The organism is Candidatus Hydrogenedentota bacterium (assembly GCA_019695095.1).
Taxonomy (GTDB): Bacteria; Hydrogenedentota; Hydrogenedentia; order Hydrogenedentales; family SLHB01; genus JAIBAQ01.
Genome location: JAIBAQ010000086.1, coordinates 1 through 26,162, shown reverse-complemented (window position 1 = coordinate 26,162; position 26,162 = coordinate 1). Strand labels below are relative to the sequence as shown.

The 26,162-nt window shown below is 58.1% G+C and carries 27 protein-coding genes; 20 read left to right on the top strand and 7 right to left on the bottom strand.

Features of this window, described 5'->3' with window-relative positions; genetic code table 11:
• Together K1Y02_14960 and K1Y02_14955 are read left to right on the top strand one after the other, a co-directional pair.
• On the top strand, window positions 1-297 hold a 297-nt coding region (locus K1Y02_14960), incomplete at its 5' end, for a response regulator (GenBank protein ID MBX7257658.1).
• A gap of 76 nt (window positions 298-373) precedes the next feature.
• Window positions 374-517, top strand: a complete 144-nt coding sequence (locus tag K1Y02_14955) for a hypothetical protein (GenBank protein ID MBX7257657.1) — start codon at window positions 374-376, stop codon at window positions 515-517.
• 30 nt (window positions 518-547) lie between these two features.
• Here K1Y02_14955 and K1Y02_14950 read toward each other — a convergent pair whose 3' ends face one another.
• On the bottom strand, window positions 548-910 hold the full coding sequence (locus tag K1Y02_14950; protein MBX7257656.1) for a hypothetical protein: 363 nt from the start codon (window positions 908-910) through the stop codon (window positions 548-550).
• Window positions 911-1,829: 919 nt separating this feature from the next.
• On the opposite strand from K1Y02_14950, the gene gcvT reads away from it, so the two are divergent.
• The 7 genes from gcvT to K1Y02_14915 all read left to right on the top strand — a co-directional run bounded on the left by gcvT (window position 1,830) and on the right by K1Y02_14915 (window position 8,244).
• Window positions 1,830-2,894, top strand: a complete 1,065-nt coding sequence (gcvT, locus tag K1Y02_14945) for a glycine cleavage system aminomethyltransferase GcvT (protein ID MBX7257655.1) — start codon at window positions 1,830-1,832, stop codon at window positions 2,892-2,894.
• 21 nt (window positions 2,895-2,915) lie between these two features.
• Window positions 2,916-3,299: a glycine cleavage system protein GcvH gene (gcvH, locus tag K1Y02_14940; GenBank protein MBX7257654.1), complete on the top strand. Its 384-nt coding sequence runs from the start codon at window positions 2,916-2,918 to the stop codon at window positions 3,297-3,299.
• Window positions 3,300-3,504: 205 nt separating this feature from the next.
• A complete protein-coding gene (gene gcvPA, locus K1Y02_14935; GenBank protein MBX7257653.1) occupies window positions 3,505-4,791 on the top strand; it encodes an aminomethyl-transferring glycine dehydrogenase subunit GcvPA in 1,287 nt (428 codons plus the stop codon).
• Window positions 4,782-6,218 carry an aminomethyl-transferring glycine dehydrogenase subunit GcvPB gene (gene gcvPB / locus K1Y02_14930; GenBank protein MBX7257652.1) on the top strand — a complete coding sequence of 479 codons (1,437 nt, stop codon included), beginning with the start codon at window positions 4,782-4,784 and terminating at the stop codon, window positions 6,216-6,218. Before gcvPA ends, gcvPB begins: the two co-directional genes overlap by 10 nt.
• A gap of 48 nt (window positions 6,219-6,266) precedes the next feature.
• On the top strand, window positions 6,267-6,995 hold the full coding sequence (locus K1Y02_14925; GenBank protein MBX7257651.1) for a lipoate--protein ligase family protein: 729 nt from the start codon (window positions 6,267-6,269) through the stop codon (window positions 6,993-6,995).
• Window positions 6,996-7,089: 94 nt separating this feature from the next.
• Complete coding sequence (locus tag K1Y02_14920; protein MBX7257650.1) at window positions 7,090-7,785, top strand: hypothetical protein; 696 nt, start codon at window positions 7,090-7,092, stop codon at window positions 7,783-7,785.
• A gap of 18 nt (window positions 7,786-7,803) precedes the next feature.
• Window positions 7,804-8,244 (top strand): hypothetical protein, encoded by a 441-nt coding sequence (locus tag K1Y02_14915; protein ID MBX7257649.1) that lies wholly within the window; start codon window positions 7,804-7,806, stop codon window positions 8,242-8,244.
• A gap of 84 nt (window positions 8,245-8,328) precedes the next feature.
• Here K1Y02_14915 and K1Y02_14910 read toward each other — a convergent pair whose 3' ends face one another.
• A complete protein-coding gene (locus K1Y02_14910) occupies window positions 8,329-9,570 on the bottom strand; it encodes a PliI family lysozyme inhibitor of I-type lysozyme (protein MBX7257648.1) in 1,242 nt (413 codons plus the stop codon).
• A 146-nt stretch (window positions 9,571-9,716) separates the two neighbouring features.
• On the opposite strand from K1Y02_14910, the gene K1Y02_14905 reads away from it, so the two are divergent.
• The 8 genes from K1Y02_14905 to K1Y02_14870 all read left to right on the top strand — a co-directional run bounded on the left by K1Y02_14905 (window position 9,717) and on the right by K1Y02_14870 (window position 17,417).
• The gene (locus K1Y02_14905; GenBank protein ID MBX7257647.1) at window positions 9,717-9,887 is read left to right on the top strand and encodes a hypothetical protein; all 171 of its coding nucleotides are present in this window, start codon (window positions 9,717-9,719) and stop codon (window positions 9,885-9,887) included.
• Between the two features lie 358 nt (window positions 9,888-10,245).
• The gene (locus K1Y02_14900) at window positions 10,246-11,166 is read left to right on the top strand and encodes an N-acetylmuramoyl-L-alanine amidase (protein MBX7257646.1); all 921 of its coding nucleotides are present in this window, start codon (window positions 10,246-10,248) and stop codon (window positions 11,164-11,166) included.
• A gap of 2 nt (window positions 11,167-11,168) precedes the next feature.
• Window positions 11,169-11,858 carry a GerMN domain-containing protein gene (locus K1Y02_14895; GenBank protein ID MBX7257645.1) on the top strand — a complete coding sequence of 230 codons (690 nt, stop codon included), beginning with the start codon at window positions 11,169-11,171 and terminating at the stop codon, window positions 11,856-11,858.
• The gene (gene murI, locus K1Y02_14890) at window positions 11,851-12,657 is read left to right on the top strand and encodes a glutamate racemase (GenBank protein ID MBX7257644.1); all 807 of its coding nucleotides are present in this window, start codon (window positions 11,851-11,853) and stop codon (window positions 12,655-12,657) included. The genes K1Y02_14895 and murI overlap by 8 nt, the downstream gene beginning before the upstream one ends.
• A complete protein-coding gene (locus K1Y02_14885) occupies window positions 12,654-14,309 on the top strand; it encodes a divergent polysaccharide deacetylase family protein (GenBank protein MBX7257643.1) in 1,656 nt (551 codons plus the stop codon). Before murI ends, K1Y02_14885 begins: the two co-directional genes overlap by 4 nt.
• Window positions 14,306-15,280: a tRNA (adenosine(37)-N6)-threonylcarbamoyltransferase complex transferase subunit TsaD gene (tsaD, locus tag K1Y02_14880; GenBank protein ID MBX7257642.1), complete on the top strand. Its 975-nt coding sequence runs from the start codon at window positions 14,306-14,308 to the stop codon at window positions 15,278-15,280. Before K1Y02_14885 ends, tsaD begins: the two co-directional genes overlap by 4 nt.
• Window positions 15,281-15,694: 414 nt before the next feature.
• On the top strand, window positions 15,695-16,096 hold the full coding sequence (gene apaG / locus K1Y02_14875) for a Co2+/Mg2+ efflux protein ApaG (protein MBX7257641.1): 402 nt from the start codon (window positions 15,695-15,697) through the stop codon (window positions 16,094-16,096).
• A 67-nt stretch (window positions 16,097-16,163) separates the two neighbouring features.
• A complete protein-coding gene (locus K1Y02_14870) occupies window positions 16,164-17,417 on the top strand; it encodes a GspE/PulE family protein (GenBank protein ID MBX7257640.1) in 1,254 nt (417 codons plus the stop codon).
• 53 nt (window positions 17,418-17,470) lie between these two features.
• On the opposite strand, the gene K1Y02_14865 is transcribed toward K1Y02_14870, so the two are convergent.
• The 5 genes from K1Y02_14865 to K1Y02_14845 all read right to left on the bottom strand — a co-directional run bounded on the left by K1Y02_14865 (window position 17,471) and on the right by K1Y02_14845 (window position 21,631).
• Window positions 17,471-18,607, bottom strand: a complete 1,137-nt coding sequence (locus K1Y02_14865) for a type II secretion system F family protein (protein ID MBX7257639.1) — start codon at window positions 18,605-18,607, stop codon at window positions 17,471-17,473.
• A 38-nt stretch (window positions 18,608-18,645) separates the two neighbouring features.
• Window positions 18,646-19,884 carry a type II secretion system F family protein gene (locus K1Y02_14860; protein MBX7257638.1) on the bottom strand — a complete coding sequence of 413 codons (1,239 nt, stop codon included), beginning with the start codon at window positions 19,882-19,884 and terminating at the stop codon, window positions 18,646-18,648.
• A 111-nt stretch (window positions 19,885-19,995) separates the two neighbouring features.
• Window positions 19,996-20,565 (bottom strand): hypothetical protein, encoded by a 570-nt coding sequence (locus tag K1Y02_14855; GenBank protein ID MBX7257637.1) that lies wholly within the window; start codon window positions 20,563-20,565, stop codon window positions 19,996-19,998.
• Between the two features lie 2 nt (window positions 20,566-20,567).
• Window positions 20,568-21,197 (bottom strand): prepilin-type N-terminal cleavage/methylation domain-containing protein, encoded by a 630-nt coding sequence (locus K1Y02_14850; GenBank protein MBX7257636.1) that lies wholly within the window; start codon window positions 21,195-21,197, stop codon window positions 20,568-20,570.
• Complete coding sequence (locus tag K1Y02_14845) at window positions 21,185-21,631, bottom strand: hypothetical protein (protein MBX7257635.1); 447 nt, start codon at window positions 21,629-21,631, stop codon at window positions 21,185-21,187. The genes K1Y02_14850 and K1Y02_14845 overlap by 13 nt, the downstream gene beginning before the upstream one ends.
• Before the next feature lie 339 nt (window positions 21,632-21,970).
• Here K1Y02_14845 and K1Y02_14840 point away from each other — a divergent pair, with 339 nt between their 5' ends.
• The 3 genes from K1Y02_14840 to K1Y02_14830 all read left to right on the top strand — a co-directional run bounded on the left by K1Y02_14840 (window position 21,971) and on the right by K1Y02_14830 (window position 25,937).
• Entirely contained in the window at window positions 21,971-22,948 is a 978-nt protein-coding gene (locus tag K1Y02_14840) for a DUF1559 domain-containing protein (GenBank protein ID MBX7257634.1), read from the top strand.
• Between the two features lie 110 nt (window positions 22,949-23,058).
• Window positions 23,059-23,787 carry a DUF554 domain-containing protein gene (locus tag K1Y02_14835; protein MBX7257633.1) on the top strand — a complete coding sequence of 243 codons (729 nt, stop codon included), beginning with the start codon at window positions 23,059-23,061 and terminating at the stop codon, window positions 23,785-23,787.
• A 950-nt stretch (window positions 23,788-24,737) separates the two neighbouring features.
• Entirely contained in the window at window positions 24,738-25,937 is a 1,200-nt protein-coding gene (locus K1Y02_14830) for a CinA family nicotinamide mononucleotide deamidase-related protein (GenBank protein ID MBX7257632.1), read from the top strand.
• Window positions 25,938-26,162 lie beyond the last annotated feature (225 nt).

The following is a 26,162-nucleotide window of genomic DNA, read 5'->3' as shown; positions in this document are numbered from 1 at the left end:
CGTATCGGATACCGGGTGTACTGCGCTAACGATGGAGAAGCGGGTCTGGAGCTGTTCGAACGTCATGCGGACGAAATCGACGCCGTTGTGCTTGACATGAGCATGCCTCAAATGGACGGCAGGCAGACGTATGTCGCCATACGGTCCCGGTACCCAAACGTCCCGGTCGTGATCTCCAGCGGTTACACGGAAGGCGACGTCATGAACGATTTCGGCGACGACCCGTTGCTTTCGTTTCTGCAGAAGCCGTACTTGGCGGATAGACTCGTTGAACGGGTGGTTCGTTGCCTGAGTTGAATTGCCTGGTTGGTCAAATAAAGATAGTATCCAATGGACGCCTTGAGGCGTCTTCGTAATCCTGGCCGGAGATGTGATGATGTGGCAATACTACGCCTTTATGGCATTGCTCGTAACGACGCTTGTTTTGTGGGCCATTATCGCATTGCGCGACGATAGCCACGAAGAAAAGACCGCGACCACGGGCGCTGAAGGTAAGACGGAAGAGAATCCGGTTTAATTCAAGCCCGCGGGGAAATCGTAGCGTCTTCTACGGGCTGTCTTCCTTGGTTCCCGGAAAGCCCAGGGATCTCAGGAAACCGTCGATATCCACGTCCGAAGCGCCGCCGCTCTGTTCGGGATGAAACCGCAGGGGCTCTTTGATGTAGGCGCGTTGGCATGAAGGACACAGATCCAGCCTGAGCCCCTTGTATACGGTTTCTTCAATCTCCTGCGGGCTCTTGTTCTTTAGTCGCTCTATCAGTGCCAGCAGTTCCGCTCTGTGATCGCGAACAAGGTCCGCCAACCCGATCTCGAGTTCGTCGTAAGCCGCGCGCACGTCAATTTTGACGATGTAGCGCAACGACCCCTTTTCCAGATCGCGGCCACAGCCGTCGCACCGGCGGATAATCATGTTTATGTTCCCTCGGTTCCTGGCAATTTGCGCCGGCGCTCTGTTGCGCCAGCACGAATTGCGGACTCACCTGCTTTCAGTATACCAGCCTATCCCGGATTTCTAACGAACACACCCAACCTTTTCTCTTAACCGGAGCGTTTGCGGGACTTACGGCGAAAAACTAGGCAGTTCTCCGAAAACAGAGTGTGTTCGCGAGAAATTCTCATGGCATTGTCTCGAAGTCTTGCACGTGAGCAATTTGTGTCGGCGCTTAGTCGCGCCGATGCAAATTGCGGACTATGCGCGAACTCGCGCGAACCCGGGGAGAGAAGATGGGACACTTCGGGTGTTCATCAGATAGGCGGCCACCTTCATTCGTGGGCTCTGATTGAGTCGTACATGCCGGGGAGACGGCAGAGGTGCGGTGCGTGATGTGTTTCGCGCTTTCAGCGCTTCCGTAGAGGGTGGTCTGCTACCTAGGGCGACGTATTGGATTGTGCGCCACTGAGCGTGTCGCACAATTCAATACTCTGCCCTAGGCTACGATGTTACGCGCCCTTGGCGCTCCCGAGAGGGAATTGCTCCTGTGAGGGAATTGCTCCGAGAGGGAATTCCACTGAGAGGAAACGATTGTGTCGATTTCCAGCGCGTTGAAGTCGCTCACGATTATGGGACTTTCCCCCTCTATTTCGGTGCTGTTGATTCCAGCCTGCCTTGAATGGCAAAGTATGCCCATTCAGCTCGCCGTGACTGGCGACTCGACGTGGGATCTACCACGGGGAAGCGGCGGGCTCGTATTCATGCCGCTCGCCTGGGCTCGATGGTCCTATTGTGCGCTGCGCACATCCGTCGATAGCTGCAAAGTAGAAGTGCTGCGGGTAACGCCGTGGGTGATGTGTCTTGCGCGGGCTCGATCCGCGCGGACCGGAGGCATGACATGCAACGGACCCCTCTCTACGACGAGCACCTTGCCCTGGGAGGCAAGGTCGTCGACTTCCATGGTTGGGCGTTGCCCGTGCAGTTCGCGGGAATCGTCCAAGAACACACGCATACGCGCACCCAGGCCTCGCTTTTCGATTGCTCGCACATGGGCGAGTTCGTCGTGAAAGGCGTAGATGCCATTCGCGCCTATGCCGGGCTTATCACTTCCGATCTCGACGCGTTGCGCGTAGGCCGCGCCCGTTACGGACTCATGCTCAACGACAAGGGCGGCATCATCGACGACATTGTCACCATCCGCCTTGCCGACGATGAGTTGTATGTGGTGACCAATGCCGGTCCGCTGGAGGCGGTATCGGGCCGCATCTGTGGCGCACACGCCGGCTGTCGCGACGTTTCCGCAAGCACGGCCAAGATCGACATTCAAGGACCCATCGCCCGCGATATTCTTGTACGCGAACTTCCCGAAGCGGCGGAGTTGAAATACTTCGAAGCGCGCCGTACTCATTGGCAAGGATCGGAGATTGTGCTTTCCCGCACCGGCTATACCGGAGAGATGGGGTTTGAGCTATTTGTGCCAGCAGATATTGCCGTGGATGTGTGGCGCCGCCTCCTCTCGCACGAAGGTGTCGCGCCCGCGGGACTGGGCGCGCGCGACACGCTCCGCACCGAGATGGGGTATTCACTGTCGGGGCAGGATTTCGACGAGTCGCGCACGCCCCTTGAGGCGTCGCTGGACACGTTCATCGCGTGGAACACGGAGTTCGTCGGCAAGCAGGCCCTCGAAGCTCAAAAGAACGCGGGGGGATATGACCGTCTGACGGCGATTCGCACAGGTGACCGCCGGTCTCCCCGGCATGAGTTTGAGGTGCAGGACGGCGATGCGCGCGTAGGTGTTGTCACGAGCGGTACCTTTGGGCCAAGTGTCGGCTGTGGAATCGGCCTCGCCTACCTGAAGCCTGCATACGCAGTAGCCGGACGGACTTTAACGGCCGGACCAAAAGGGTTGTCGATCGAAACCGCCGAATTGCCTTTCTATCGTCAGGGAACTTGCAGAAAGTAGCACGGGACTGGAGCACGAACTATGTATCCTGAGAATGCAAAATACACACGCGACCACGAATGGATCCGGGCCGATGGCGACACGTATGTCGTCGGCATTACGGCCTTTGCCGCCGAGCAATTGGGTGATGTCACTTATGTCGAACTGCCGAGCGTCGGTAAGACGGTCGAGCAGGGCGCGGCCACGGCCGCCGTCGAGTCCGTGAAAGCCGCCAGCGACGTATACGCTCCGGTTGGTGGACGCGTGTGTGCCGTAAACACTGCCCTTGACTCGGCTCCGGAATTGGTAAATCAAAGCCCTCATGAAGAGGGGTGGTTCTTCAAGCTGGAGAATGTGGATGCCGCACAGCTTGACGGTCTTATGGATGCAAAGGCGTACGAAGCGTTTGCCTCCGCAAGCCACTAACCTGCAATTTGCACCGGCGAAACTGAATGCCGATGCAAGTTGCTCACGTGCAGGACGTTGAGGTTGTGCCATGAGGATTTCTCGCAAACACACTGATTTCGATCTTGTCTCCTGTGTGTTGGTGGGAAATCCGATCAAGAGGTAACACAATTCGCCGGGGATCAGTCTGCGAATGGATTGTCTGTTTGCAGTACAAGGAGTGAACATGACTTGGGTTCCAACTACCGCTGATGAGCGCAAGGAGATGCTTGACGCCATCGGTGTGAATTCCATCGATGAGTTGTTCGCGGCCATTACGCCGGAGCTTCGCGCGAAATCCTGGAACGTGCCCGAGGGCCTGTCCGAGATGGCGGTTCGCGATTTGATGGCGGGCATGGCCGCCAAGAACGCCTCCAGCCTCGTGTGTTTTGCTGGAGGCGGAGCCTACGACCATTTCATACCCGCGGCGGTGGACGCGCTTACGTCGCGCTCCGAGTTCTATACCGCATACACGCCGTATCAGCCGGAGTGTTCGCAGGGTACGCTCCAGAGTATCTACGAGTACCAGTCGGCCATATGCCGGTTGACCGGGTTGGATTTCGCCAACGCCTCGCTCTACGACGGCGGAACGGCGGTATTCGAAGCGGCAACGATGTCGATTCGCGTGACGGGCCGGCGGCGGATCATGTGCCATCGTTCACTCAGTCCGATTTACCGGCGTATGCTGGAGACGCATGCGGCCCATCTCGACGTCGAGATTCTGACCGGCGACGACCCAACGGGAGCCGCCTGTGTCATCGTTCAGAATCCGTCCTTCCTGGGGTCGGTGGAGAACTTCACGAATCTGTCGCAACGGTGTCACGATGCCGGGGCGCTGCTCGTCATGTCGTTCTATCCCGTGTCGCTGGGGCTGCTGAAAACACCCGCCGAAATGGGAGTCGATATTGCCGTTGCCGAAGGCCAGCCCTTCGGAGTCCCTCTGGGTTTTGGCGGGCCTTGGTTGGGCATTCTGGCCACGCGCAAAGAGCATGTTCGCAAGATGCCAGGTCGTATCGCGGCGATGACGGAAGACGCTCAGGGGCGGCGCGGGTTTGTGCTGACGCTCCAGGCGCGCGAGCAACATATCCGCCGCGAAAAGGCCATGTCGAATATCTGTTCCAACGAGGCGCTGTGCGCCCTTCGCGCGCTGATACACCTCTGCCTGCTGGGCAAAGAGGGCCTTCAGGAAGTCGCGCGGCACTGCCACGCGAAAGCGGAATATCTTAAAAAGAAGCTGAAGTTCACGACGCTGTTGAACAAGGCGCCGACGTTTAATGAGTTTGCCGTGAGGCTGCCGCGCAACGCCGAAGAAGTCGTGCAGGCCATGGCCGCCAAGGGGTTCATGGCGGGAATTCCGCTCCGACCGTTGGGCGAAGGCGATGCAGGTGACTTGCTTATCGCCGTAACCGAGCGCCGAACCCGTCAACAGTTAGACGCCTTCGCGGAGGCGTTGGAGGAAGTCTCATGCCGTTAATCTACGAGAAGTCTCGCAAAGGCCGGCGCGCGATTGTGCTGGACGCGCTGGACGTACCCGATGTTGAGTTTCCCGCCGCGTTGGGCCGGGCCGCCGCCGCGGAGTTGCCGGAAGTTGGTGAATTGGACGTGGTCCGTCACTACACGAATCTGTCGCGAAAGAACTTCGGTATCGATTCGCATTTTTACCCGCTCGGTTCGTGCACGATGAAGTACAACCCGAAGCTCGCCGAAGCGGTCGCGTCGCTTGCGGGCTTCTCACAGCTTCATCCGCACCTTTCGTCATCGGAAGCGTACTGGCCGCTGTGCCAAGGCGCGTTTGAACTGATTCACGACACCGAATCCCTGCTCGCCGAGATCGCGGGGATGCGCGAAGCGAGTCTCCAGCCGATTGCGGGGGCGCACGGCGAATTGACGGGTGTACTCCTGATTGCCGCCTACCACAAGGATCACGGCAATTCGCAGAAGGACACGATTCTCATTCCCGATTCCGCTCACGGCACGAACCCCGCCAGCGCCGCTATTGCGGGATTCAACGTGGTTGAGATTCCTTCGGGCGCGGATGGGGTCATACACCTCGATGCCGTCAAGGCCGCAATGACCGATCGGGTCGCCGGTTTGATGATGACTTGCCCGAACACGCATGGCTTGTTCGAGCCGGAAGTGGCGAAGATTGCGGCCATGCTTCACGAAGCGGATGCGCTTCTGTATTACGATGGCGCAAATCTCAATGCCATCGTGGGCAAGGCCCGTCCCGGGGATCTCGGCTTCGATGTCATGCACTACAATTTGCACAAGACATTTGCGACACCTCACGGCATGGGCGGACCGGGCTCGGGTCCGGTGGGCGTTGGCGAACGTCTCCTGCCGTATTTGCCAGGACCACGCGTGGTGAAGGGGGTGAACGGATATGTCCTTGAAACGCCACCCAAGTCTATCGGGCGCGTTGCGCAGTTCTTTGGCAACTTCATGATGGCGGTCCGTGCCTACGCGTATATGCGTCACCTCGGAAAGGAAGGGCTTCCCGAAGTTGCCGAGGTTGCGGTGCTTAATGCGAACTATGTCTGGAGCCGTTTGAAAGACGCGTTCGAACCGGCGTTCTCCGCCCGCTTCATGCACGAGTGCGTGTTCACGGCGACACCGCAAGCCAAGAAGGGCGTGCGGGCGCTCGACATCGCCAAGGCTCTGCTCGATTTAGGTTTTCACGCGCCTACGGTATACTTTCCTCTCACCGTAAAGGAGAGCCTGATGATCGAGCCGACGGAAACGGAATCCAAAGAAACTCTGGATGCGTTCTGTGACGCCATGTTGGAAATTGCGAACATGATCGATTCCAATCCCGATGCGCTGCATCAAGCTCCAGTTACGACTCCTGTAGGACGATTGGATGAAGTGCGCGCCGCGCGTCAACTCAACTGTGCCTGTTAACCATCTATGACGACCTCTCAGATTGTGGAAACATCGAAAGCGCGGAAGATGTTGCGTTTTCTGGATGTCTCGTTCAATACCCCTGAGAAGAACCTTGCGTTTGATGAAGCCTTGCTGGATTCGGTGGAAGGCGGCGCCCGCGAAGAAATCTTGCGGATATGGGAAAGCCCATCGTTGTTTGTCGTGTTGGGCGTGTCTCAGCCGTTGCGCGCCCACGTATACGAAGATGTATGCGCGCGCGACAAGGTTCCTATCCTGAGACGTTGCTCCGCGGGGGGATGTGTGCTTCAGGGACCGGGGTGTCTCAATTTCTCTCTCGTGCTGAGAACCGAACTGCATCCTGAGATACGCACCATTCGCGACTCGTACTGCTTCATACTCGGAAAGCTCGCCGCCGCTTTGCGCCTTAGAGGCGTCTCCGCATCCCACAAAGGTATATCGGACCTCGCGGTAGGCGGTAAGAAAATCTCGGGTAATGCGCAGAAGCGCCGGAAGCACGCCATTCTCCATCACGGAACTTTGCTCTACGGCATGAACCCTGAGTTGATGGAGAAGTATCTGCGCGATCCCGTCGATCGTCCCCAGTACCGGGGCACGCGCACCCATCGAGGATTTGTCTCCAGCCTCACTTTGCCGGTTGATGAGCTGAAAACGTTGCTTGTCGAGGCCTTCAATGCCAGCCCCAAACCTGCGACACCAAAACGATTAGAGCTACGGACAGCGATCAATCTCATGCACGAGAAATATAAGTTGAACGATTGGGTCCACCGTCGTTAAATCTCCTTAAACGCCCTTCCGCGCACCAATCGAACCCTGACCGCAGCCTCGATGCATCCTTGACGGCTTCCTGCATCCTTGATACGATTCCATTGTGGCAATAGTACGAAAGTGGATGTTCGTGGCGGGTTTCACGGCGTGTGTATGCAGCGTCGGGGTCGCCACCTATTTTGCCATGTGGATGGGATGGGTCAACTTTCCGTTCCAGCATCCGGTCAGTACGAATTCGAAGTCTGACTCCACGCCCTCGGAATCGGGTCCTACGGCTACTCCGGCGGTGAATGCCGGTCTGGCCATGAGGTATGCGCAGGCCATTCAGGACGGTAACTGCGATGAAATACTGAGAATGACAAGCTGGATGGTGGACAGGATGCGCCGTGTGGCGCTCGAATCGTCAGACCCGGCGGTGATCGAAGCGACGCGCGCCGAGTTGTGCGCGCAAATCCGATCCAGAGTCGTTGAAGGAAATGTGCTTCGATTGGAAGGGATTGAAGATCAGTATGTGTTCGCGCCTGGCGCAACCTTGGAGGTGGTCGGCAGGGACGACGGCCGCACGGACCTTTCGGGTCCGGTGGCCTATAGAACATGGATTCAGGTGACTTACCCGAACAGCAGGACCGCTCCGTTGGTGCAAGACCCCGAAGGGAATGCCGTAGCAAGGCCGGTGCGCTCCTGGAACGTAGGAATAAACGTGTCTCGAGCGGATAACACAATCATGAAAGCTGGGGTCGTGGGGAATTTGGACATAGACTTCAGCTCGTTTTCGTTCGAGTGGCCCGACGGAAAATGACGATGAGGAGGGGACGGTATGCCAATCGCAAAATGTGATCGCTGTGGGAAGATCTTCGACAAAGTGCGTTCGTCCATTTGTCCTGCGTGCGAGCCATTGGAAGAAGATGACTACGAAATTGTCCGTAAGGCTCTCGTAGAAAAGCCCGGGCAAAGCGCGGAAGACATTGCGGAGCAGACCGGAGTAGGTCTCGACTGTGTGCTGCGTCTGCTGGCCTCGGGGCGTATCGAAACAACCTCAGCCAACCTGGGCATCAAATGTGGACGATGCGGCGCCCCTGCAATCAGCATCAGCAAGAAGCTTTGCGAAAGCTGTCTGCAGAAGCTGAACGCGGAAATTGCCATACAGCAGTCCAAGATCAAACTTCCTAAACGCAAGGGTATTGAGCTCGGCACGGCGCTGAATGTCTTCGATAAAGACGAAGAAGGCGACAAAGGCGGCGTGAAGTACAACCGCTAGTCCGCAATTTGCACCGGCACGATTGAGCGCCGACGCAAATTGCTCACGTGCAAGACTTCGAAACTATGCCATGCTATTTCACGCCTAATTGCACGATGCTGCGCAGGCAACGACGGTCCATTGGCTGTTCGTGCGTTTGAGCGTCAATTCGATTGTCACAAGAGGGCCGGTCCCGTCCGCGAAAACGGCCTCTTGTGTACACTTCAACGCAGCCGGACTTCCTGAGGATGTCTCGCCAGGTTCCACCCGCGATAACCATGTCTTCTGTATGCTCGCCGGCGCGGAAAGCTCGCCATTCTTGTAGACCCCCGCGTCGTCGAGCGGTTTCTGGCGCGGTTTCACGTCAACACGAACGGCTTCCGCGTATCCATCGACATGCAGCACAGCGCTGTATCCCTTCTCCAATTCCCCGGTAATCTTGGGCAATGAATTGGCGCTTGAGTCGAACAACAGCGTGGGCTTGCGCTTTGCGAACGAGAAGACCGCTGCCTGAATCGCATTCCCGTCTTCCGTTGAACGGACCGTCACAATCGCATCCTGAAAACCGTCTCCGTCAATATCGCTGGTCGCCAATTGCGGATTGAATCCTCGCGACACCGGCGCGGGCAACGGCGCCGATACGCCATCCTTGTCCTTGACCTCTACGACAAGCGCAATTTGCTCAAGTAGCGGAGCCCTTTCGTTGCCGCGCAGACCGACCACATAGACGTTTTGGCGAGTCTTCGACCAGCACGACGCGAAACGGCGTTGAAACACGATCGCATCATCGGAGAGTTTGTATGCCTCCGGCGACTGAACTCGAGCCACGCTCACATACATCTCCGCGTAGTCCCCGTAATCCTGAAGGTCGTATCGCACGCCGTCGCTTATCCAATTGGCGGCGTATTCGGAGGGCGCACCAGGTTCGCACGGACCTTGCTCCGGTTCCCCAAGATACTGCGAGATGCGTTTGATAAGGGCCTCTCGTTCAGGTTTCGGCTCGAAATACAGCGTCAGTTGGTGGATCGTGTCTTTCTGGAACAGCACCAGGTACTCGGTCTTGATGGGAGCGTCCATCCCGAACCAGCGCTCCTGGTATTCGACACACGAAAGAAATTCCCCTTCCGCGTTACGCGCATACACTTTCTTCCCCTCGCCTTTCTCGGCCGCCAATGTCGCATACGAGACATTCAAGGCCATCCAAGGCAACTGGGGCGCCCATTCGGGTGCCGCAGGCTTCTCGGCGCACCACGCGCTAACCTGGAGCGTAGCCAGTGCCAGCGCAAGCGCCGTCCATCGCGGGGTTGTGTTGCTCAAGGTCGAGAGACCGTGTTTCGATGGGTACATAGAGGTGCCTTTCCTTGCGGGAGACGAACTAGGGGGACAAAACAACCGCATCTTGTGCCTTCACGTCCAACAGCGTATACTATTGGTGGTGTGTTTCGCATCTTACGTGCGAATTGCAATATGCTGGGATGGCGAGTGACTAGCTTATGATGACAAGGCGGGATAAAGTGGGTCTGGCCGTTCTTATCGCTTTGTTCGGTGTGCTGTTCACCCTTTTCATCTTCAATGGCAGGCGTTTTGGCAACGCGTCGAACACCAGCATTGAAGATAGCGTCATCGTCCAGCAGCGCATGATCAATCTTCAAAAAAGCAAATAGCATGAACTAGCCCGTAATTTGCACCGGCGAAATCGAGCGCCAGCGCAAATTGTCCGCGCACAAGTCGTTGAGGTTATGCCATGAGGATCCCTTGCGAACACAAGTTGTGTGCGGAGAATTGCACGGTATCTCGTTGCCTGTCTCGCAAATGTGTGGGTTACGAGGCGAGTTCGTGTCTTCGTGAGAAATCCGGACTAGCTGTCGCGTGGTGACATTGAGATCTCGCGTACAAGTATTTTCACTTCTTCTGCTTGCGTGGACCTATTCAGTAGCCGCGTGGGGAGGCTCTGTCTCATTCTCGTTTCCAGTCAAAAATGACACGAAGACCTACAGCGCCACCACCGTCGAAGTCAATCGCGTGTCGTATGTACTATTGCCGGAACTCGTTTCTCAGGCCGGCGGCGACTGCCGGGTCTTCGAAGACCGCGTCGAAGTGAATCTGGCCGGCGGCGCGGCATTGATAAAACGCGGGGACACTGAGGTCAATGCGTCGTCCGGAAGGTTCTCGCTTCGACACACGCTGCTGGTCAACGGCAAGCTTGTCTACATCGCCTTGGGCGATGTCGTTCCCTTCTTCAACAACGGATTCAAGATCTCCGTAACTCAGCGCATGGAGGTAGGCTCCGAGGAAGCGCCGGAAGCCGAGCCAGCGCAGCCCGAGGTTTCCGCGCCCTCCGTGGACGGGACACCGAAGCCTGCATCTGACGTTTCGCTCAAGCTCGTCGTCATCGACGCGGGCCATGGCGGAAATGATCCTGGCGCGGTTGGCACTACCGGACTGAAAGAGAAGGACATCGCGCTCGGAATAGCCAAACGCCTGCAAGAACTCCTGAGTACCACGCATAACGTGCAAACGCTGATGACCCGGCAAGAGGACGTCGCGTTGCCTATAGCGAAGCGAGTCAGCGCCGCCAACCTGAAGCGAGGGTCACTCCTCGTCAGTATTCACGCGGGCACAAGCCTGTCGCCTTCCGTTTCCGGTGTTCGGGTGCTGTACGGCGGCGATGCACGCGATGCGGGAGGCGGAAACCGCGGCGTTGCCAAACTCGCCGAGGCCGTTGCCGTTGCCATGGGAAACACCACGTCCGCGCCGGTTCGCGGCATTCACGCTGCGGCATGCCGCATGTTTACCGGCCTGAGCATGCCCGGCATTGAAATCGAGGTTGGGGTGCTGACAACGCCGGGCGAGGAAACTCTTCTTGCCGATGGTGGATATCAACAGAAGATCGCGGAAGGAATCGCCAACGGAATCACGAAGTTCGCGGGCGGGGGACAATAGGCATGTCTGGACAATCGCGGATGCCAATATCGACGCGCGCCCTGTTGTCTGCGTGGGCATTCCTGACATTGATACTCTTCTTCACTGTAATCCTGCTTGCGGGGGAACTTATCGCCCGCGGTCAGAACCCATTGGACGTTGCATTCCAGGCGGAAGAACCGCCACCCCCTCGGTCGGCGGCTGCATCGGAGGATTCTGGCCGTGCCACGGAAGTTCCGCTTCGCTTCGCCGATGCGGAAGGCCGCCTGCTCGCGGTAGAGACTCGGCGCATCGAACTTACCGGCCATGTCGTGGGCAACTGCAGGGCTGCCCTTGTCGAGCTTCTGCGAGGACCCAAAGAGGGCCTCACCGCACTGTTTCCACCGGTCAGCGATCCCGCCGCCGGGGTCCGCGCCGTGTACCTCGTCGCGGGTGGCGAGTTGATCGTTGACCTCGCGCATGAGGTCTTGCCGGACGCGAAAATCGCTTCCGCTTCGTCCGAGGCCCTATTGCTCTACGGCGTGGTGAACACGCTGACCCATCCCGCGCTTCGCGGGGCAGACGAGAAGGAAACGGTCACGCGCGTTCGCTTCCTGGTGGATGGATCGCCGCCGGCCGACACGTTCCCGATACACCTCGACATTTCGCAACCTCTGGGCCCCGATTCCCAATGGAATGCGGACCCGGAAACGCAGCAGCCTCCCAATGCGTGACAGCAGCAATCCCATCGGTGTTTTCGACTCCGGGGTCGGGGGGCTCACGGTCATGGATGCCATCATGCGGCGTCTGCCCGACGAATCGCTGATCTACTTGGGAGATACTGCTCGGGTTCCCTATGGAACCAAGTCGGCGGACACCGTAATTCGATATGCGAGAAGTTGTGCGGGTATCCTTGTTGAGCGAGGCATCAAGCTTCTTGTTGTGGCCTGCAACACCGCGTCGGCCTATGCGATAGACGCCCTCAGCAAGGAGCTGGATATTCCGGTGCTCGGTGTTATAGAGCCCGGCGCGCGCCGCGCCGTTGCCGCAACCGGAAGCGGCCGTATCGGCGTTATCGGTACGGTAGGCACGATTCGCAGCGAGCGCTATCAAAAAGTCATCAAGGCGCTGGCGCCGGCGAGTCACGTATTCTGCAAGGCATGTCCGTTATTTGTACCGTTGGCGGAAGAGGGATGGACCACCGGGTCGGTCCCGTTGCTCACGGCATCCGCCTATTTGTCGGAACTGTTGCACCAGGAGATCGACACCCTCGTGCTGGGTTGCACCCACTATCCGTTGCTCAAGCGCACCATCGCCGAAACCGTCGGCGCTAACGTGGCTCTGGTCGATAGCGCCGAGGCCACTTCCGAAGCCGTGTGCGAGGCGCTTTCCGAACAAGGTTTGCTTCAAGACGCGAATTCGACTGCGAAGCGGACGTTTCTTGTTACCGACGATCCCGATAGCTTTGCGCGTACCGGCCGTCGCTTCTTAAACGACGCCATTACTTCAATTGAGTGGGTTGATGTGACATGAGCGCACAGGAAGACGCCATCAAGTCGCCTTCGCAGGTGCCCTCCTCGGAGCGTCTTGGGGCGCCCGCTTCCTGGACCAGCATCACCCTGTGCGCCATCATTGTTGTTCTGGCCGCGCTTCTATGCAGCATGCTCTTTGTCCGGTTTCTTGATGAACGGGTTCAAGACTTGCGCCCAAAGAGCCGGGACCTCAAGTATCACGTGGTGGGTATCCTTCAGGATTACGGCGTCGCATCAGACTACATCGATTCCGTGGTCGAAGGATCGCGTCAGGATGAAGGCGCCGTGTGGACCACGCACCGTATCGATGCCCGTTTGGACGACGCCGAAGGCGTACCTCCTGTCGTGGAGGCCATTCGCAGCGATATGGCCAACCGGCAAGTGGCCGTCTATGACACTGTGTCGTCGGCCACGGATTCCGCGGAACTGCGCCTCGCGTATCGTGGACGTAACCTGTTGTACGTAACGCTCCACGGCGGAGAGGAACGGCTTGACCTTGTCGACGCCTCGCGGGCCATCACCCAGACCGTGCTCGACGCGCTGAAGCGGGTTGGACCTCCATCGCTGGAGATCGAGCAGAAACCCGCCGTAGCGCGCGCCTCAACCGAGGCACAATGGGAATCGGTCGCAATCACCGCCCGCGTGCCCGATCGCGTGCCTGCCTCTTCGGTTCTCAACGAAGTTCGCGAGGCGGCGCTTCGTTCGAATGTGGACGTTTCTTCCACCGTGCTCGATGGACGCAAGGGCACGCTCGTTCGCGTCACGTACGATGGACTTGAGTGTGTGCAGATTCTACTCGCGCAGAACGAAAGCGAAGTAGCCGGCGCGTTGTCCAGCAAGCTCCCGCTGCTCGGTTTTCAGTTTGCCGGACTCGAACTCGAGAACGCACTGGCGGTTGACTTGCCAGACCCCGAGGAACTGCCGCTGGACTCCGAGGACTTGAACGGCGATGCCCAGGACCAGGCCTTTCCCGAACCCCAGCCGCGCGAGTGGGAAGTGCCGCAAGTCGCCATCATCGTCGACGATGGTGGGTATGGCGGTTGGATCACCGAACGTATCCTTGCGATGGACAACAACCTCACGTTGTCCATCTTGCCCTACGCCACGTACAGCACCGTCACCGCGACCAGGGCCTACGAACTGGGCTTTGAAGTCATGTTGCACATGCCGATGGAGAACTCGATTGGGCGGTTGACGTTTCCCGGTCAAATCACCACCGACATGACCCCGGCGGAAATCAAGGAACTGACGCTGAACGCCCTGGAAGAGGTGCCCTACGCGATCGGACTCAACAATCACACGGGCTCCAAGTTCACGTCCGATTGCGATGCCATGCGCGTGTTTCTTGAAGGCATCCAGGATTTACCTCTATTCTTTGTCGATAGCCGGACCATCAAGACCTCTTGCGCCTATGCCATGGCGCAGGAATTGAACATCCCGTGCGCCGCGCGCGACCTCTTCCTGGATCACGATCCCAACCCCAAGCGCATCAAGGAGCGGTTCCTCCAGTTGATGGACATCGCCAAGCGGCACGGGCGCGGCATCGGCATTTGCCATTTTCGAAAGAACACCGTGCCGGTCATGGAAGCGATGCTGCCGGAGATGGAAAAGGCCGGTATCGAGTTGGTGCCTATTTCGGAGTTTATTGAATGAGTTGCGTCCTCGGAATTGAAACATCGTGCGACGAGACGGGAGTGGCCGTCGTCAAAGACGGGCACACGATCCTCGCCAATGAAGTTGCGTCGCAAGTGGCTTTGCATGCGCAATTCGGGGGAGTCGTCCCCGAAATCGCTTCCCGCCGCCACGTCGAGTGCATTTCCCAACTCACGAAAGTCGCATTGGACAAAGCGGCCTGCACCATTGATGCCGTCGCCGTTACCAACGCGCCCGGTCTAATGGGCGCGCTACTGGTCGGCGTCAATTACGGGAAAGCCCTCGCGATGGCCTGGAATGTCCCCTATGTCCCCGTACACCACCTCGAAGGGCACATCTTCTCCGCGTTGCTGGGCGATTCACCGCCCGAATGGCCCTTCCTGGCGCTTATCGTCAGCGGGGGACACACCTGCCTCGTCTGGTGTGCAAAGCCGCACCACTACGAGCTCATCGGATCGACCCGCGACGATGCGGTGGGTGAGTGTTTCGATAAGGTCGCGCGACTGCTCGATCTGCCATACCCCGGCGGACCGTCCATTCAACGCGCGGCGGAAGGGGGAGATCCCCATGCGGTAGACTTTCCGCGCGGCATGGTGAAGGGCGACTCGCTCGAATTCAGTTACAGCGGCCTCAAGACCGCCGTGCTCTATGAGGTTCGCAAGAACGGGAGGCCCCTGGCCGATGTGGCGGCCAGCTTCCAATTCGCTGCTGTGGACGCACTGCTTATAAAAACGCAGATTGCCATTCGGAAGACCGGAGCGAAGCGCTTGGTGCTTGCGGGTGGCGTCGCCGCAAACCGGCTGTTGCGAACACGCCTGCAAGAAGAAGTGGGTATTCCCGTGACCATGCCACCGATTGCGTTGTGCGTGGACAACGGCGCCATGATCGCCGCGGCTGGCGCGTCCCGGTTGCGCCACGGCATTGTCGGCAACCTCCGGGGTACGGCATCGCCGTCCATGCCGCTTCAGTAGTCCGCGGTTTGCAGCGTGGCGATTGAACGCCGATGCAAATTGCTCACGTGCAAGACTTTGAGGTTATGCCTTGAATTTTCTCACGAAAGCACTCTGTCTATCCGAGATCCTCGTACTCTCTGTTGTGAATCTCGCGAACGCGCATGTTTAGAGATCGGCTCGCGCGTTTTCGTGAGAAATCCGGGGTAGCCTCGCTCTCTGCCGGGAATGGGACTCCAGCGCAGTTCGTTACCTCGGCTGGCCCCCAATGTGCAGCGGCGCGACTGAGCGCCGACCTACAAGGGTCGCAAGTTACTCCAGCACTCTGGTTATGAGTCATATCCGAGTGTGTTCATAGGAAATCCGGACTGGCCGGAAACGAATGAGTGCTGGTATGATTAGGTAGAGTTGAGGATACGCGCTGTGCTGAAGAACATGACATTGACACTCACCAAGTCCGACACAATTACCCACAGGATTCGGGTTCAGACCGAAAGTTTCTACGTACCAGAGCGGTCGGACCCGCGTAACCTGTTGTACTTCTTCGCGTACCGTATCCGCATCACCAACGAAGGCGCGGACCCGGTTCAGCTCATCAGCCGCCACTGGATTATCACGGATGGGCACGGTCAGGTTGAAGAAGTCCGCGGCGCGGGAGTGGTCGGTGAGCAACCGAGGCTTGCTCCCGGCGAGACCTTCGAATACACGAGCGCGTGTCCATTGCATACGCGTTTTGGCACGATGCAGGGTACATACCATATGATTCGCGACAACCGTGTCGCTTTCGAAGCCGAGATAGGCCAATTCAATCTGCTTCATCCTGCCGTGCTGAATTGAAGAACCTAGCTCTCTATATCTATTCTGGATTGGCCAAGCAACCGACTGCGGGGGAAGAAGCAATACGATGAAGCAAGCCGTCAGTGCCCGTCTATTGACGTTTCAAGAACTGGAAGCCCATTTCATATCCCTGCTGTCTCGCGGAAGCACGGCGGTTATCCAAGTCGTTGACGCGATCTTGGAGCAGGCCATTGCCTATCAGGCCAGCGACGTGCACATTGAGCCGCGCGAGGACAAGATTGTTATCCGGTACCGCATAGACGGTCTGCTTCATCCGGTAGCCAAGCTTCCTGCCGAGCACCACGGCAAAATCGTGGGCCGTATCAAGGTTCTGTCTCGAATTGTCACCTACCAGAAGGACATGCCACAAGACGGCCGTATCGACGGCGAGACTACCGGACTGGCCAAGCCGATGCGCGTGTCCACCTATCCCACCGTACACGGTGAGAAGATCGTGGTGCGTGTGCTCGGCACAAACCCCGTCCTATTCTCCCTGGACCAGCTGGGATTCCGGGAAGAAGTGGTGACGGCGCTCCGCGATATCGTGCAACGGCCTCAAGGCGCCTTCCTGTTGACCGGCCCCGCTTCGAGCGGAAAGACGACGTCGATCTATGCCTTGTTGCACGAGCTCTATCATTTGCGCGGCGCGGTGGCCAATCTGGTGACGATCGAAGACCCGGTCGAATACCGGCTCAATTTCGCCACGCAGACCGAGATCAATCCTCACGCCGGGTTTACCTACGATGCGGCGCTTCGTTCGGTTCTGCGGCAAGACCCGGAAGTCATCATGTTGGGCGAGGTACGCGATTCGGAAACGGCGCGTGCCGCCATTCAGGCCGGGCTGACAGGGCACTACGTCATCAGCACCATTCACAGCGGCATTGCCGCGGGCGTATCGACGCGGCTTATGGACATGGGCATCGAGCCTTACATGATCACGTCCTGCCTCGCGGGTGTGCTTGCCCAACGTTTGTTGCGGCAGAATTGCCCGAAATGCGCGGCGAAGTACAAACCACCCGAGGCCTTGCTCAAGCAGTACGGACTCAATGCGCGATCCGGCAAATTCCAACGCGGAGCCGGTTGCGCCAAATGCCACGGCATCGGTTACCTCGGACGCACGGCTGTCGGAGAGTTTCTGCCGATGTCGGACGAAGTCGCGGAAGCCATTCTGGATCGGCGTCGGACCGCGGACATTCACGAGATCGCCGTTCGCAGCAAAATGACCACCCTCACGCAGGACGCTTTGCAGGTGGTGTTAACAGGACGAACGACCTTGGAAGAAGTGCAGCGCGTGCTGCCCGTTGATAAGAAAGTGGACTGACGCGCGCCGGCTCACTCAGGCCGCAATGTTCAGCGGAGCAACGGAGCGCTTGCTTAGTGCATCGGGGGATGCATGCCGGAAATCTGCGTGAAGCACATGAATACGCTCCCGTATACGATGCCGATGCCTATGGCAATGGCAAGGAGCACAAACGGGGCGCAGATGTCCACGAGAATCCTCGATGTCTTCAGCGCTTCGCGACGGTAGGTGCGCGCAAGCCTGCCTAACGTGTCCGCCAGGTACCCGCTGCTTTCGCCCAACGTCAACATTTCGCGGTAAGCGGCAGGTATCAGTTCTTCGCCTTTCAACGCCACGTTTAACGAGTCGCCTTCTTTCACGCGCTTCGTGATCCTAAGGAAGATCTCCTGAAAGACAGGATTGATTCCCGATGTCGCCGCCGTTTCGAGGGCCGCCGCAAGCGGTACGCCTCCGCCAAGCAGCCGGAACAAGACCGCCGACACGTGCGCAAGATTTCGTTTGATGAAGATGCTCCTCAGTCCTGGGACTTTCAGCATCAGGCGGCCAACTTGTTTGGCGGATTGCCCGCCCACGCCCTGCGTTCCCTTGGAATAGAAGTAGAAGATAGCCGCGAATACGATGAGCAGGGAAACGGCAAGCACGATGTTGGTTGCCCACGGATATTCGCGCAGGTAGATGAGGGCGCGCAACGGCAATGGCGGCCTCACTTCAAACTCCGACACAATGAGCGCAATCTGCGGCAGCGTCCACAGCCACGTCACCCACGCCATGGCAATTCCAAACAGCAGCACCGCCCCAACATATACAAAATGACTGACGAAATGGGTGTAGAACTTTCCGGAGGCAATCAACTCCTCTTCCAGTTCGCAGAGGCATTCATACACACGTCCGGTCTCTTCGCCGCTTCGCACAAGGTCGATGTAGTACTTTGGAAAGAAACGGCCCCGGCGTTCCATCGCCCGGTGGAGGCTGTCGCCCTCAGAGATATTCTGGCGGATGGCCAGCAACAGGTCGCGAATTTGTAAGCTCGGCGAATCCAGCGCACATACCATGAGTCCATCGACCAGCGGAGCCTTCGCCTTGACCAGGCGCGTCAACTGCCGCGTGACCAGGATTAAGGCCTGCTGGCGGCGCGAGTCGGACAGGTAACTGGGACCGCGCCAACGCGCCCCTATCTCCTGTATGCCGCCCGGTGATGTTGATGTCGCCATCGTGTCAACGTCCCTTTATGCAGATTCAGCGCGCCACACTACGACGCAACCAGACTCGACAAGTTGAACACGGGCATAAAGGCCGCCGTGATCGTGAAAAGCACCAGCAACGCAATCAGCGCCACGAAGAGCGGCCCCATCAACACCGACGCCAGCCGCGCCCAGTGGGCCACTTCGCGATCGCAGATGTCCGCGAGATTCAGCAGGGCTTCGCCCATGTCGCCGTGTTCTTCCGATTGTCCCAACAACCACACGAAACTGGGCCGGAACAATCGGGTCTGGCTGAGCGCGCTCGAAAGCGTCTCTCCCTTCGATACAAGCATCGCGGCGTCGAGTCCCGCCTGACGGAACACTCCGCCACCAGCCGTCGATCCCGCTAGTATCAGACTCTCCGTTGTCTGGGCTTTGTTGTTCAGCAGCAGCCCTAACGTCCGGCAGAAGCGCGCTATTAAAGCCGTCGTGTAGACGGGACCTAACACGGGAAATCCCATCTTCGTGCGTTCCACGAAAAGATCCGCCGATCCGCCGTTCCGGCGCATCTTGGTCAGAAACATCCGCGTCAATACCACGGCCAATGCCAGGATTCCTAGTTTCAGGATGAACCCCAGCACGCCACCCCATCGGACAAATTCACCGATACTCAACGCCAGCTTCGTGGCCATCGGCAGGCTGTCCAGCTTTCCAACCGACGCGTAGATTTCCGCATACTGCGGTATCACCACGGCGCTCAGGTACGCAAGTATGGAGAGTGTCGCGACCAGCAGAAACACCGGATAGGCCAACATTTCGCGCATTGAATTGCGGATATCCGTCATTCGATTCGAATACGTTGCCAAATGGCTCAGGACACCTGGCAGGTTACCGGTCTGCTCCCCGGCCTTGATCAAACTGAGAAACACCGGCGGAAACGAATCGGCATGGCGGCTCAACGCTTGATCGAGCGATTCGCCCATTTCCAGGTGCTTGTGGATGTCCTCCAGAACGGCCTTCAGCTTGGGCGAATGCACGTCTTTCGCCAGCAACCCCATCGCGCTCGACAGCGGCAGATGGCTCTGCGTGAAGATCTCCAACTGTTCGGAGATCAGCGATACATCCTTCCAGCTCAGGTTCACCGCTTTGACCGGCGATGCTTCAACTTTGCCCACCGGCCTGATGGTGTTCACCCGGAAGCCCCGCTCGCTCAACGCCAACGCAATCGCGTGAGGAGACTCGCCCTCCATCTTTCCCGTTTGGATGTTTCCATCCGGGTCTAAGACTTCGTAGGAGAATTCCGGCATCTTCAGTTCCCTCGCGGCTCCCAGCAGCCGTATTCAGACACTCGCGCTTCTACAGACTTCTCGCGCCGGCTCGTCCACAGGCTGTCCTGCGTACGGCCCCGTCGCGTTCAATTACAGCAATCTCCACGATACTTGCTTAAGTGGGATCTTCGCCGTCGAATCGACTGGCGTTGCCACTCCGGTGTCGCGGCGAAACACCACTTCAATCGCGCGCTTCACGGCATGCCGCTGCGCCACCGCATACACCGTGTACACGCCCGCTTCTGCGGAATCGTCCACGGCGCCATCCTTGTTGTTATCGACCGCATCCGCAGCCCAATCCACTGCGATCGCAATGAACTGCACGCCCGGCAACTCGGGCGTGCTGGCAGGAGCGACACCCGGAGCATTCAAAGCAGGCAACAGGCGCGCGGCAGTCGCGCCGTTCCATTCCGCGGGACGTTGCCATTGGTCGATGCCAATGTTGCTGGTGCCGCCATTTTCCAACCCTAGCCGGCTTTGTTCGGCCGCCCACTCCGCACCCTGGAGGCTCAACTCCGAGTCGACGAACGCCTCGACGTGATTTCGGTTATAGATGAGAGCGGTCGCAACGGTGCTCGCAATGATGCTCGCAAACACGATAAACACGAGCGCTACAACCAGCGCCCCGCCGCGAGATTCACTATGACATTGGCTCGCCATCTTCAGTTCCTCGGAGCCGCGAACGCGGTCAACCGCGCGCCGGCCGAATTCGTAAATTTGCCGCCCGCGCGCGTCTCCACAGTAATCAGTATGCCGCCCGCCGCGGACTCGAACCACAGTCCCCGGTTCAGAATCCCGTCCTCGTTGACGTCTTCGCCGGCATCCAGCGCGTTGTTGCCGTCTCGGTCTTCACTGGCGATCAAGCCGTTCGCGATCACCCGCGCAGTCCCCTTGTCGGAAAGCAATATCAACTGCGATTCGCGCAGGCCATCTTGATTGGCATCGTCATAGTCACGCGTCAACGTGCAGACGCCACTCAGTTCAGGTGCCCCGGCCGCATCGACTGCGGAACCGTTCCCGTCTGCATCGACCGCTACCCGGTACGTGAGCTTCTCGCCGGGAAGGCCTGACAAGCTCGACGCCGCCGCTTGCCGTATCTCGTCCGATATCGCTTGAATGGCTTTGCGCGATTCGTCGCGCGCCGTCACCTTGCGCATCATCACGTTAGATGCCCCGCTCATGCTGAAGTACAACTGCGCCACGACGCCCATCAGAACGACGAACAACGTGCACGAGATCAGGAGTTCGATCATCGTGAATCCGCGCCGGTCCATCACGTTCATTGCTGGCATATCGCCCCCGTTGTGAGTTGGACCGGCACGCCCCGGGCGTCCTTCCGGGTTAGCGTGACACGGACTGTCAGGGGGACCGTCAAAGGTGAGGTCAATGTCGCCGTATCGACGGGTACCGAGTGGTAATTACCATCGACCGACTGACACTGTACTTGCCAGGATTCGCCGCTTTCCGGGGCAACCACGGATTGAAACGTACCCGCCACAATCTCCCCAGGCGCCGCGTGACGTAAACTATCCATATAACTGGACATACGCACGGCGGCGCGCTCGCGCTGCTCCGTGACCGAAGCCAGCCGGTTGAGCGAAATGAGCGAACCTACCAGGAGTGACAGGGTAGCGGTGAGAACGACAAGCGCAAACACCACTTCAACCAGCGCCATGCCCTTCTCGTTTCCGAGCAGTCTCCCCCGATCCTTCAGATTTATCGGCACTGGAGCATCCTTATGACCTAATGCTGACCTAATGCTACTCAGAGTCTAGTACTTGCATTGTGCCCCAATCAATCGGTCTTGTCAACGCGACCGCGCCACAAAATCGCGAAAAACACCTCGCAAATCCCCCAATGCCCACTCGCAAAGAAAGTCGTAATTCAACGCTAACATTGTCAAATTAGCGTATCGGTGCTATGGTATGGCTAGGGGCTGCATTCGGGGTGCCTCAGCCCAAGGACCTTAGCGTACTCGGCGATCTTTGTCTCATTGTCTCTTTGGTATCCGAACCGTGAGAGCACTGTCCCGGTTTGAACCGGGAACAACAGGGGAGTGAGTCCGATGTCTAAGAGAAGTCCTGGTTTTACGCTCATCGAATTGCTTGTCGTGATCGCAATTATCGGAATTCTGGCCGCAATCCTCTTACCGGCCTTGGCCCGCGCCCGCGAAGCCGCGCGCCGCGCCAGTTGCGCCAACAACCTGAAACAGATTGGCCTTGTGTTGAAGATGTATGTGAACGAGTCTAAGGGGGAGAAATATCCGCCTCTAGCTGGCGGCCCAGCATATATCCTTGATGGCGTGACCGGTGAGGCCGCAATGAGTGGCTGCAATATCTCGAAGAATCCCGACCAATCGGTTAACCCACAATCGATCTATCCCGAGTATTGCACAGACTGGAACATTTTCGTTTGTCCTTCTGCTCCCGATAGGGCAGATGCAGAGGAGATGCTCAGAGTGATTAGTGATGGCTGTCCGTACGCCGGCATGGCAGACGATTTACAGGATAGCTACCTCTACACTGGCTGGGTTGTTGATGGCTTAGATATCGGCGATGCCACAATGCAATTCCCGGGCTATCCAGTAGATATTTCCGCACAGTACGGTCAAGCGATGCTTGTGTTACTGGATGCAGGATCGCTGCAGACAAGCGATCCTCTCCCCACTCCAGAAGCTGCAGCAGACGCGCGCGCTGCACTTGATAGCGATTTGGACCTGGGTGGTGGATTGGGTACTGGCGGGCGAGACTCTCTGCTCCGGCTTCGCGAAGGAGTGGAACGTTTCTTAATCTCTGATATCAATAATCCCGCCGCGTCAGCGAAGGCCCAATCCGAAGTAATCGTCTACTACGACATCGTCAACGCCGATCCCAGCTCATCCGGTGTAGGTTCTGCAATGAACCACGTGCCTGGCGGCGGTAATGTCCTTTATATGGATGGTCACGTTTCTTTCTTGCGTTACTCTGAGACCGGGGAACCTCCAGCCAATGGGCTTACCGCGAACACGATTTATGTCATTTCAAGTTATGGTGCTACACTCTAAATTCTGGAGTCCATAGTACCGAAGAGGGCAGGGTTTCGGCCCTGCCCTCTTCGTATTTCTGCCCGCTATCTGCTACTCTTCCTGCTCACACGTAGTAGGAACCCCACCTCATGACAGGCATTGGCACGATACTCAATGTCGCCACCGTATCCGTCGGCGGCGCATTCGGATTGCTCCTTGGCCACCGGCTTTCGGACTCGTCGCGCAGGACGGTCCTGACCGGACTCGGACTTTGCTCCATGGCGCTGGGCGTCAAGATGGCGTTCGCCTCCCAGAACTTCCTGATTGTCATCATGAGCGTGCTTGCGGGTGGGATCATTGGCAATTGGCTTGGCATCGAGATGTATCTCGCCACCGTCGGCGACCGATTGCAGGTAAAGGTGGCGCGCAACGGCAGTCCCCAGGCCCGTGTGACCGAAGCCTTCGTCGCGAGCAGTGTTCTGTTCTGTGTCGGTCCTCTTGCAACGCTCGGCGCGATTCAAGACGGTCTATTCGGAGACTACAAGCTGCTGGCCATGAAGAGTCTGCTCGACGGCTTTTCAGCGATGGCGTTTACGGCGGCAATGGGGTGGGGGGTGTTGTTAAGTGTCATCTCGATAATTGCGTACCAGGGCGGGCTCACGATGGCTGCGTTTCTGCTCGCCGGTATGTTCCCGAACGGCCTTCCGGAAAACAACCCCGCCGTCGTCGAACTCGGCGCCACGGGTGGTGTTCTTGTACTGGCCATCGGCCTTGGCCTTGCCGACATCAAACGCATCCCCGTGGCCGACTACCTGCCCGCACTCGCCATTGCACCGGCCATAGTCCTCGGATTGCATTGGCTTGGCATTGCGGTATAGCGTCACGGGGACACTGCGTGTACATCGAACGCGACGGTGGCCCGTGCCTCGTCAGACTGCGTTCAATTGTCACCTTGAGTTTGCCTGTCATCCTGAGTCCTACTTGTCATCCTGAGCGGGGCAACCGCGCGAGCGCGGGTTTTGGTGATAGAAATGACGGGCAGGGAGTCGGCCCTGGCTCGGCATCGGACAACATGTGCTCTCGTTCACTACTCACACCGTCTGTTCCTCCTGCGCGCCGCACGGCGCAAAACATAATAGCCTGGGGCAGAGTCCTCCGAAGCCCCGAGACGCAGTCGAGGGGCGAAGGAGGACGACGCCCCAGGTCAGCAACCCACCCCAATGACCGCTCTGAAGGAGCACCACATGCAAGAGGCTCGGCCTGCTTCTTAGGAGCGAAGCGAAGGATCTGGCTTAAGAAATTGACTGCCTTGCCAGATGCAAGTCCCCCTAATGCGGACTCAGCATGACAAAAAAGCACTATCAAGTTCCTCCGTGAATCGGTGGCCGCAGGGCCTATCCTGTGAATCCTGTTCATCCTTGTTGAGACTCTCTATTGAACAAGGATGCACAGGACACGCAGGATGAAGGCACTGGACTCATTCAATCAGTGTTGCCTCATTGCGCTGCCAGAAATCGCCGGCTGTTCGTGTGCAGGGTACCCGATGCGAGACGAGGGACTTGAAGAGTCTCTTTTTGAAATCGCGTTTTCCTGCGTCCGTAACAATAGGAGATCGGAGACCCTGTCAAAGCGAAAGATGCTATGCTGAGCGCTCTCAACGCAACGCCGCATGAGCGTTGTGCTTGCCATGGAAGAATTCCAGCAAAAAGAGAGGCGTGTTGCTTGTCATCCTGAGTCCGCCTCCGGCGTACGCAGCATGACAGGAACTCTGTCAAGTTCATGTATCCTTTAAGTTTCTTTGGCCCTTATTACTCCACGAGGTTGCTCGATGAACGCTGAAATCGTGATGATTGGCACCGAACTCTTGCTCGGCCAGATCGTCGACACCAACGCCACACACATCGGCCAGGTGCTCGCCGAAAACGGCATAGGCCTCTACCAGAAGACTACCGTCGGCGATAACCGCCGCCGCATCGTGAATGTGCTCGAAGCTGCCCTCCAACGTGCCGATGTCGTCTTGACCTCCGGCGGACTTGGCCCCACGGAAGACGACCTCACCCGCGAGGCTGTCTCGGATGTGTTTCGCCAACCCTTGGAGATGCGGCCCGAGCTGCTGGAGGAGTTGCAGAAGCGATTCGCGTTCATCCGGCGACCCATCACCGACAACAACAAGAAACAGGCAACGGCCCCCGTTGGCGCGACGATCATCCCCAATCCCAACGGCACCGCGCCGGGAATCATCTGCGGCGATGCCCGCGGCGAGATCATCTGCATGCCCGGCGTGCCGCACGAATTGAAGGCCATGCTCGCCGACAGCGTTCTTCCGTACTTGCGCGCAAAGTACGGTATCAAAGGGGTCCTGCACTACCGCGTGTTGAAAGTCTGCGGAATGGGGGAGTCGTGGGTCGATGACCGCATGGGCGACCTGATGGCGACCCTGGAGAATCCCACCATCGGGGTGCTCGCGTCGCACGAATGGGTACGCATTCGCATCACGGCGCGCGCAGACAGTATCGAGGAAGCCAACACGATGATCGACGAAGTCGATGCGAAGGTGCGCGAGCGTCTGCCGGGACTCATCATGGGCGTCAACGACGATACGCTGGAGGGAGTCGTTGCGAATCTGCTCACGCAACGCGGTTGGACGATTGCATTGGGCGAGACGTTTTCGGGCGGCGTCATTGCGCAACGGCTTGCCATTTCCGGCGCGGCGTGTTTTGCGGGCGCGGAGGTGATGCCCCCGCAGGCGTTGGCTGGCAACAACTACACCGAGTCGGCGCGCGCTTTTGCTCAAGTCGTTCGCGAGAGGTTCCAGTCGGACTGCGCCCTGGGCGTGGCGACCGACGAGGAGACGCGTACGATTCATGCCTGCTTCACTACCCCCGAAGGCCAGACCCACTGGGAAGCCGGGTACGGAAAACTTGATCCGCTTACTCAGCTTCGTACCGGCGTCACCTGCCTCGAACGCATCCGGCGGCATCTGCTCGGCGTTGAGTCCCCTCGCATGCAAGACCCACGGAGAGCTTAGCCAGGGGGGAGGAATTTTAGATTTTAGATTTTGGATTTTAGATTTTGGATTGAAGAGGCCGTGGCGGGATATCAGGATCGCCTCAAGTCTTCTGTCATGAGTCGAACTACTCACCGACCCTCCCATTACCTTCGAGGAAGTCGTTCTAAAGTCGGCTCTGGCGGAAATCGGAGACTGACGCAAGCGCAGCGAACGAAGTGAGCGAAGACGTGTCTGTCCCCGATT

Bases quoted from the DNA above. Each gene is read 5' to 3' on its own strand.
- gcvPA (MBX7257653.1), top strand. From the start codon at position 3,505: ATGACTTGGGTTCCAACTACCGCTGATGAGCGCAAGGAGATGCTTGAC.
- K1Y02_14955 (MBX7257657.1), top strand. From the start codon at position 374: ATGATGTGGCAATACTACGCCTTTATGGCATTGCTCGTAACGACGCTT.
- gcvT (MBX7257655.1), top strand. From the start codon at position 1,830: ATGCAACGGACCCCTCTCTACGACGAGCACCTTGCCCTGGGAGGCAAG.
- K1Y02_14910 (MBX7257648.1), bottom strand. From the start codon at position 9,570: ATGTACCCATCGAAACACGGTCTCTCGACCTTGAGCAACACAACCCCG.
- K1Y02_14835 (MBX7257633.1), top strand. From the start codon at position 23,059: ATGACAGGCATTGGCACGATACTCAATGTCGCCACCGTATCCGTCGGC.
- K1Y02_14865 (MBX7257639.1), bottom strand. From the start codon at position 18,607: ATGGCGACATCAACATCACCGGGCGGCATACAGGAGATAGGGGCGCGT.
- murI (MBX7257644.1), top strand. From the start codon at position 11,851: ATGCGTGACAGCAGCAATCCCATCGGTGTTTTCGACTCCGGGGTCGGG.
- gcvPB (MBX7257652.1), top strand. From the start codon at position 4,782: ATGCCGTTAATCTACGAGAAGTCTCGCAAAGGCCGGCGCGCGATTGTG.
- K1Y02_14895 (MBX7257645.1), top strand. From the start codon at position 11,169: ATGTCTGGACAATCGCGGATGCCAATATCGACGCGCGCCCTGTTGTCT.
- K1Y02_14905 (MBX7257647.1), top strand. From the start codon at position 9,717: ATGATGACAAGGCGGGATAAAGTGGGTCTGGCCGTTCTTATCGCTTTG.
- K1Y02_14860 (MBX7257638.1), bottom strand. From the start codon at position 19,884: ATGCCGGAATTCTCCTACGAAGTCTTAGACCCGGATGGAAACATCCAA.
- K1Y02_14855 (MBX7257637.1), bottom strand. From the start codon at position 20,565: ATGGCGAGCCAATGTCATAGTGAATCTCGCGGCGGGGCGCTGGTTGTA.
- K1Y02_14915 (MBX7257649.1), top strand. From the start codon at position 7,804: ATGCCAATCGCAAAATGTGATCGCTGTGGGAAGATCTTCGACAAAGTG.
- K1Y02_14950 (MBX7257656.1), bottom strand. From the start codon at position 910: ATGATTATCCGCCGGTGCGACGGCTGTGGCCGCGATCTGGAAAAGGGG.
- gcvH (MBX7257654.1), top strand. From the start codon at position 2,916: ATGTATCCTGAGAATGCAAAATACACACGCGACCACGAATGGATCCGG.
- apaG (MBX7257641.1), top strand. From the start codon at position 15,695: ATGACATTGACACTCACCAAGTCCGACACAATTACCCACAGGATTCGG.
- K1Y02_14830 (MBX7257632.1), top strand. From the start codon at position 24,738: ATGAACGCTGAAATCGTGATGATTGGCACCGAACTCTTGCTCGGCCAG.
- tsaD (MBX7257642.1), top strand. From the start codon at position 14,306: ATGAGTTGCGTCCTCGGAATTGAAACATCGTGCGACGAGACGGGAGTG.
- K1Y02_14885 (MBX7257643.1), top strand. From the start codon at position 12,654: ATGAGCGCACAGGAAGACGCCATCAAGTCGCCTTCGCAGGTGCCCTCC.
- K1Y02_14925 (MBX7257651.1), top strand. From the start codon at position 6,267: ATGTTGCGTTTTCTGGATGTCTCGTTCAATACCCCTGAGAAGAACCTT.
- K1Y02_14870 (MBX7257640.1), top strand. From the start codon at position 16,164: ATGAAGCAAGCCGTCAGTGCCCGTCTATTGACGTTTCAAGAACTGGAA.
- K1Y02_14850 (MBX7257636.1), bottom strand. From the start codon at position 21,197: ATGCCAGCAATGAACGTGATGGACCGGCGCGGATTCACGATGATCGAA.
- K1Y02_14840 (MBX7257634.1), top strand. From the start codon at position 21,971: ATGTCTAAGAGAAGTCCTGGTTTTACGCTCATCGAATTGCTTGTCGTG.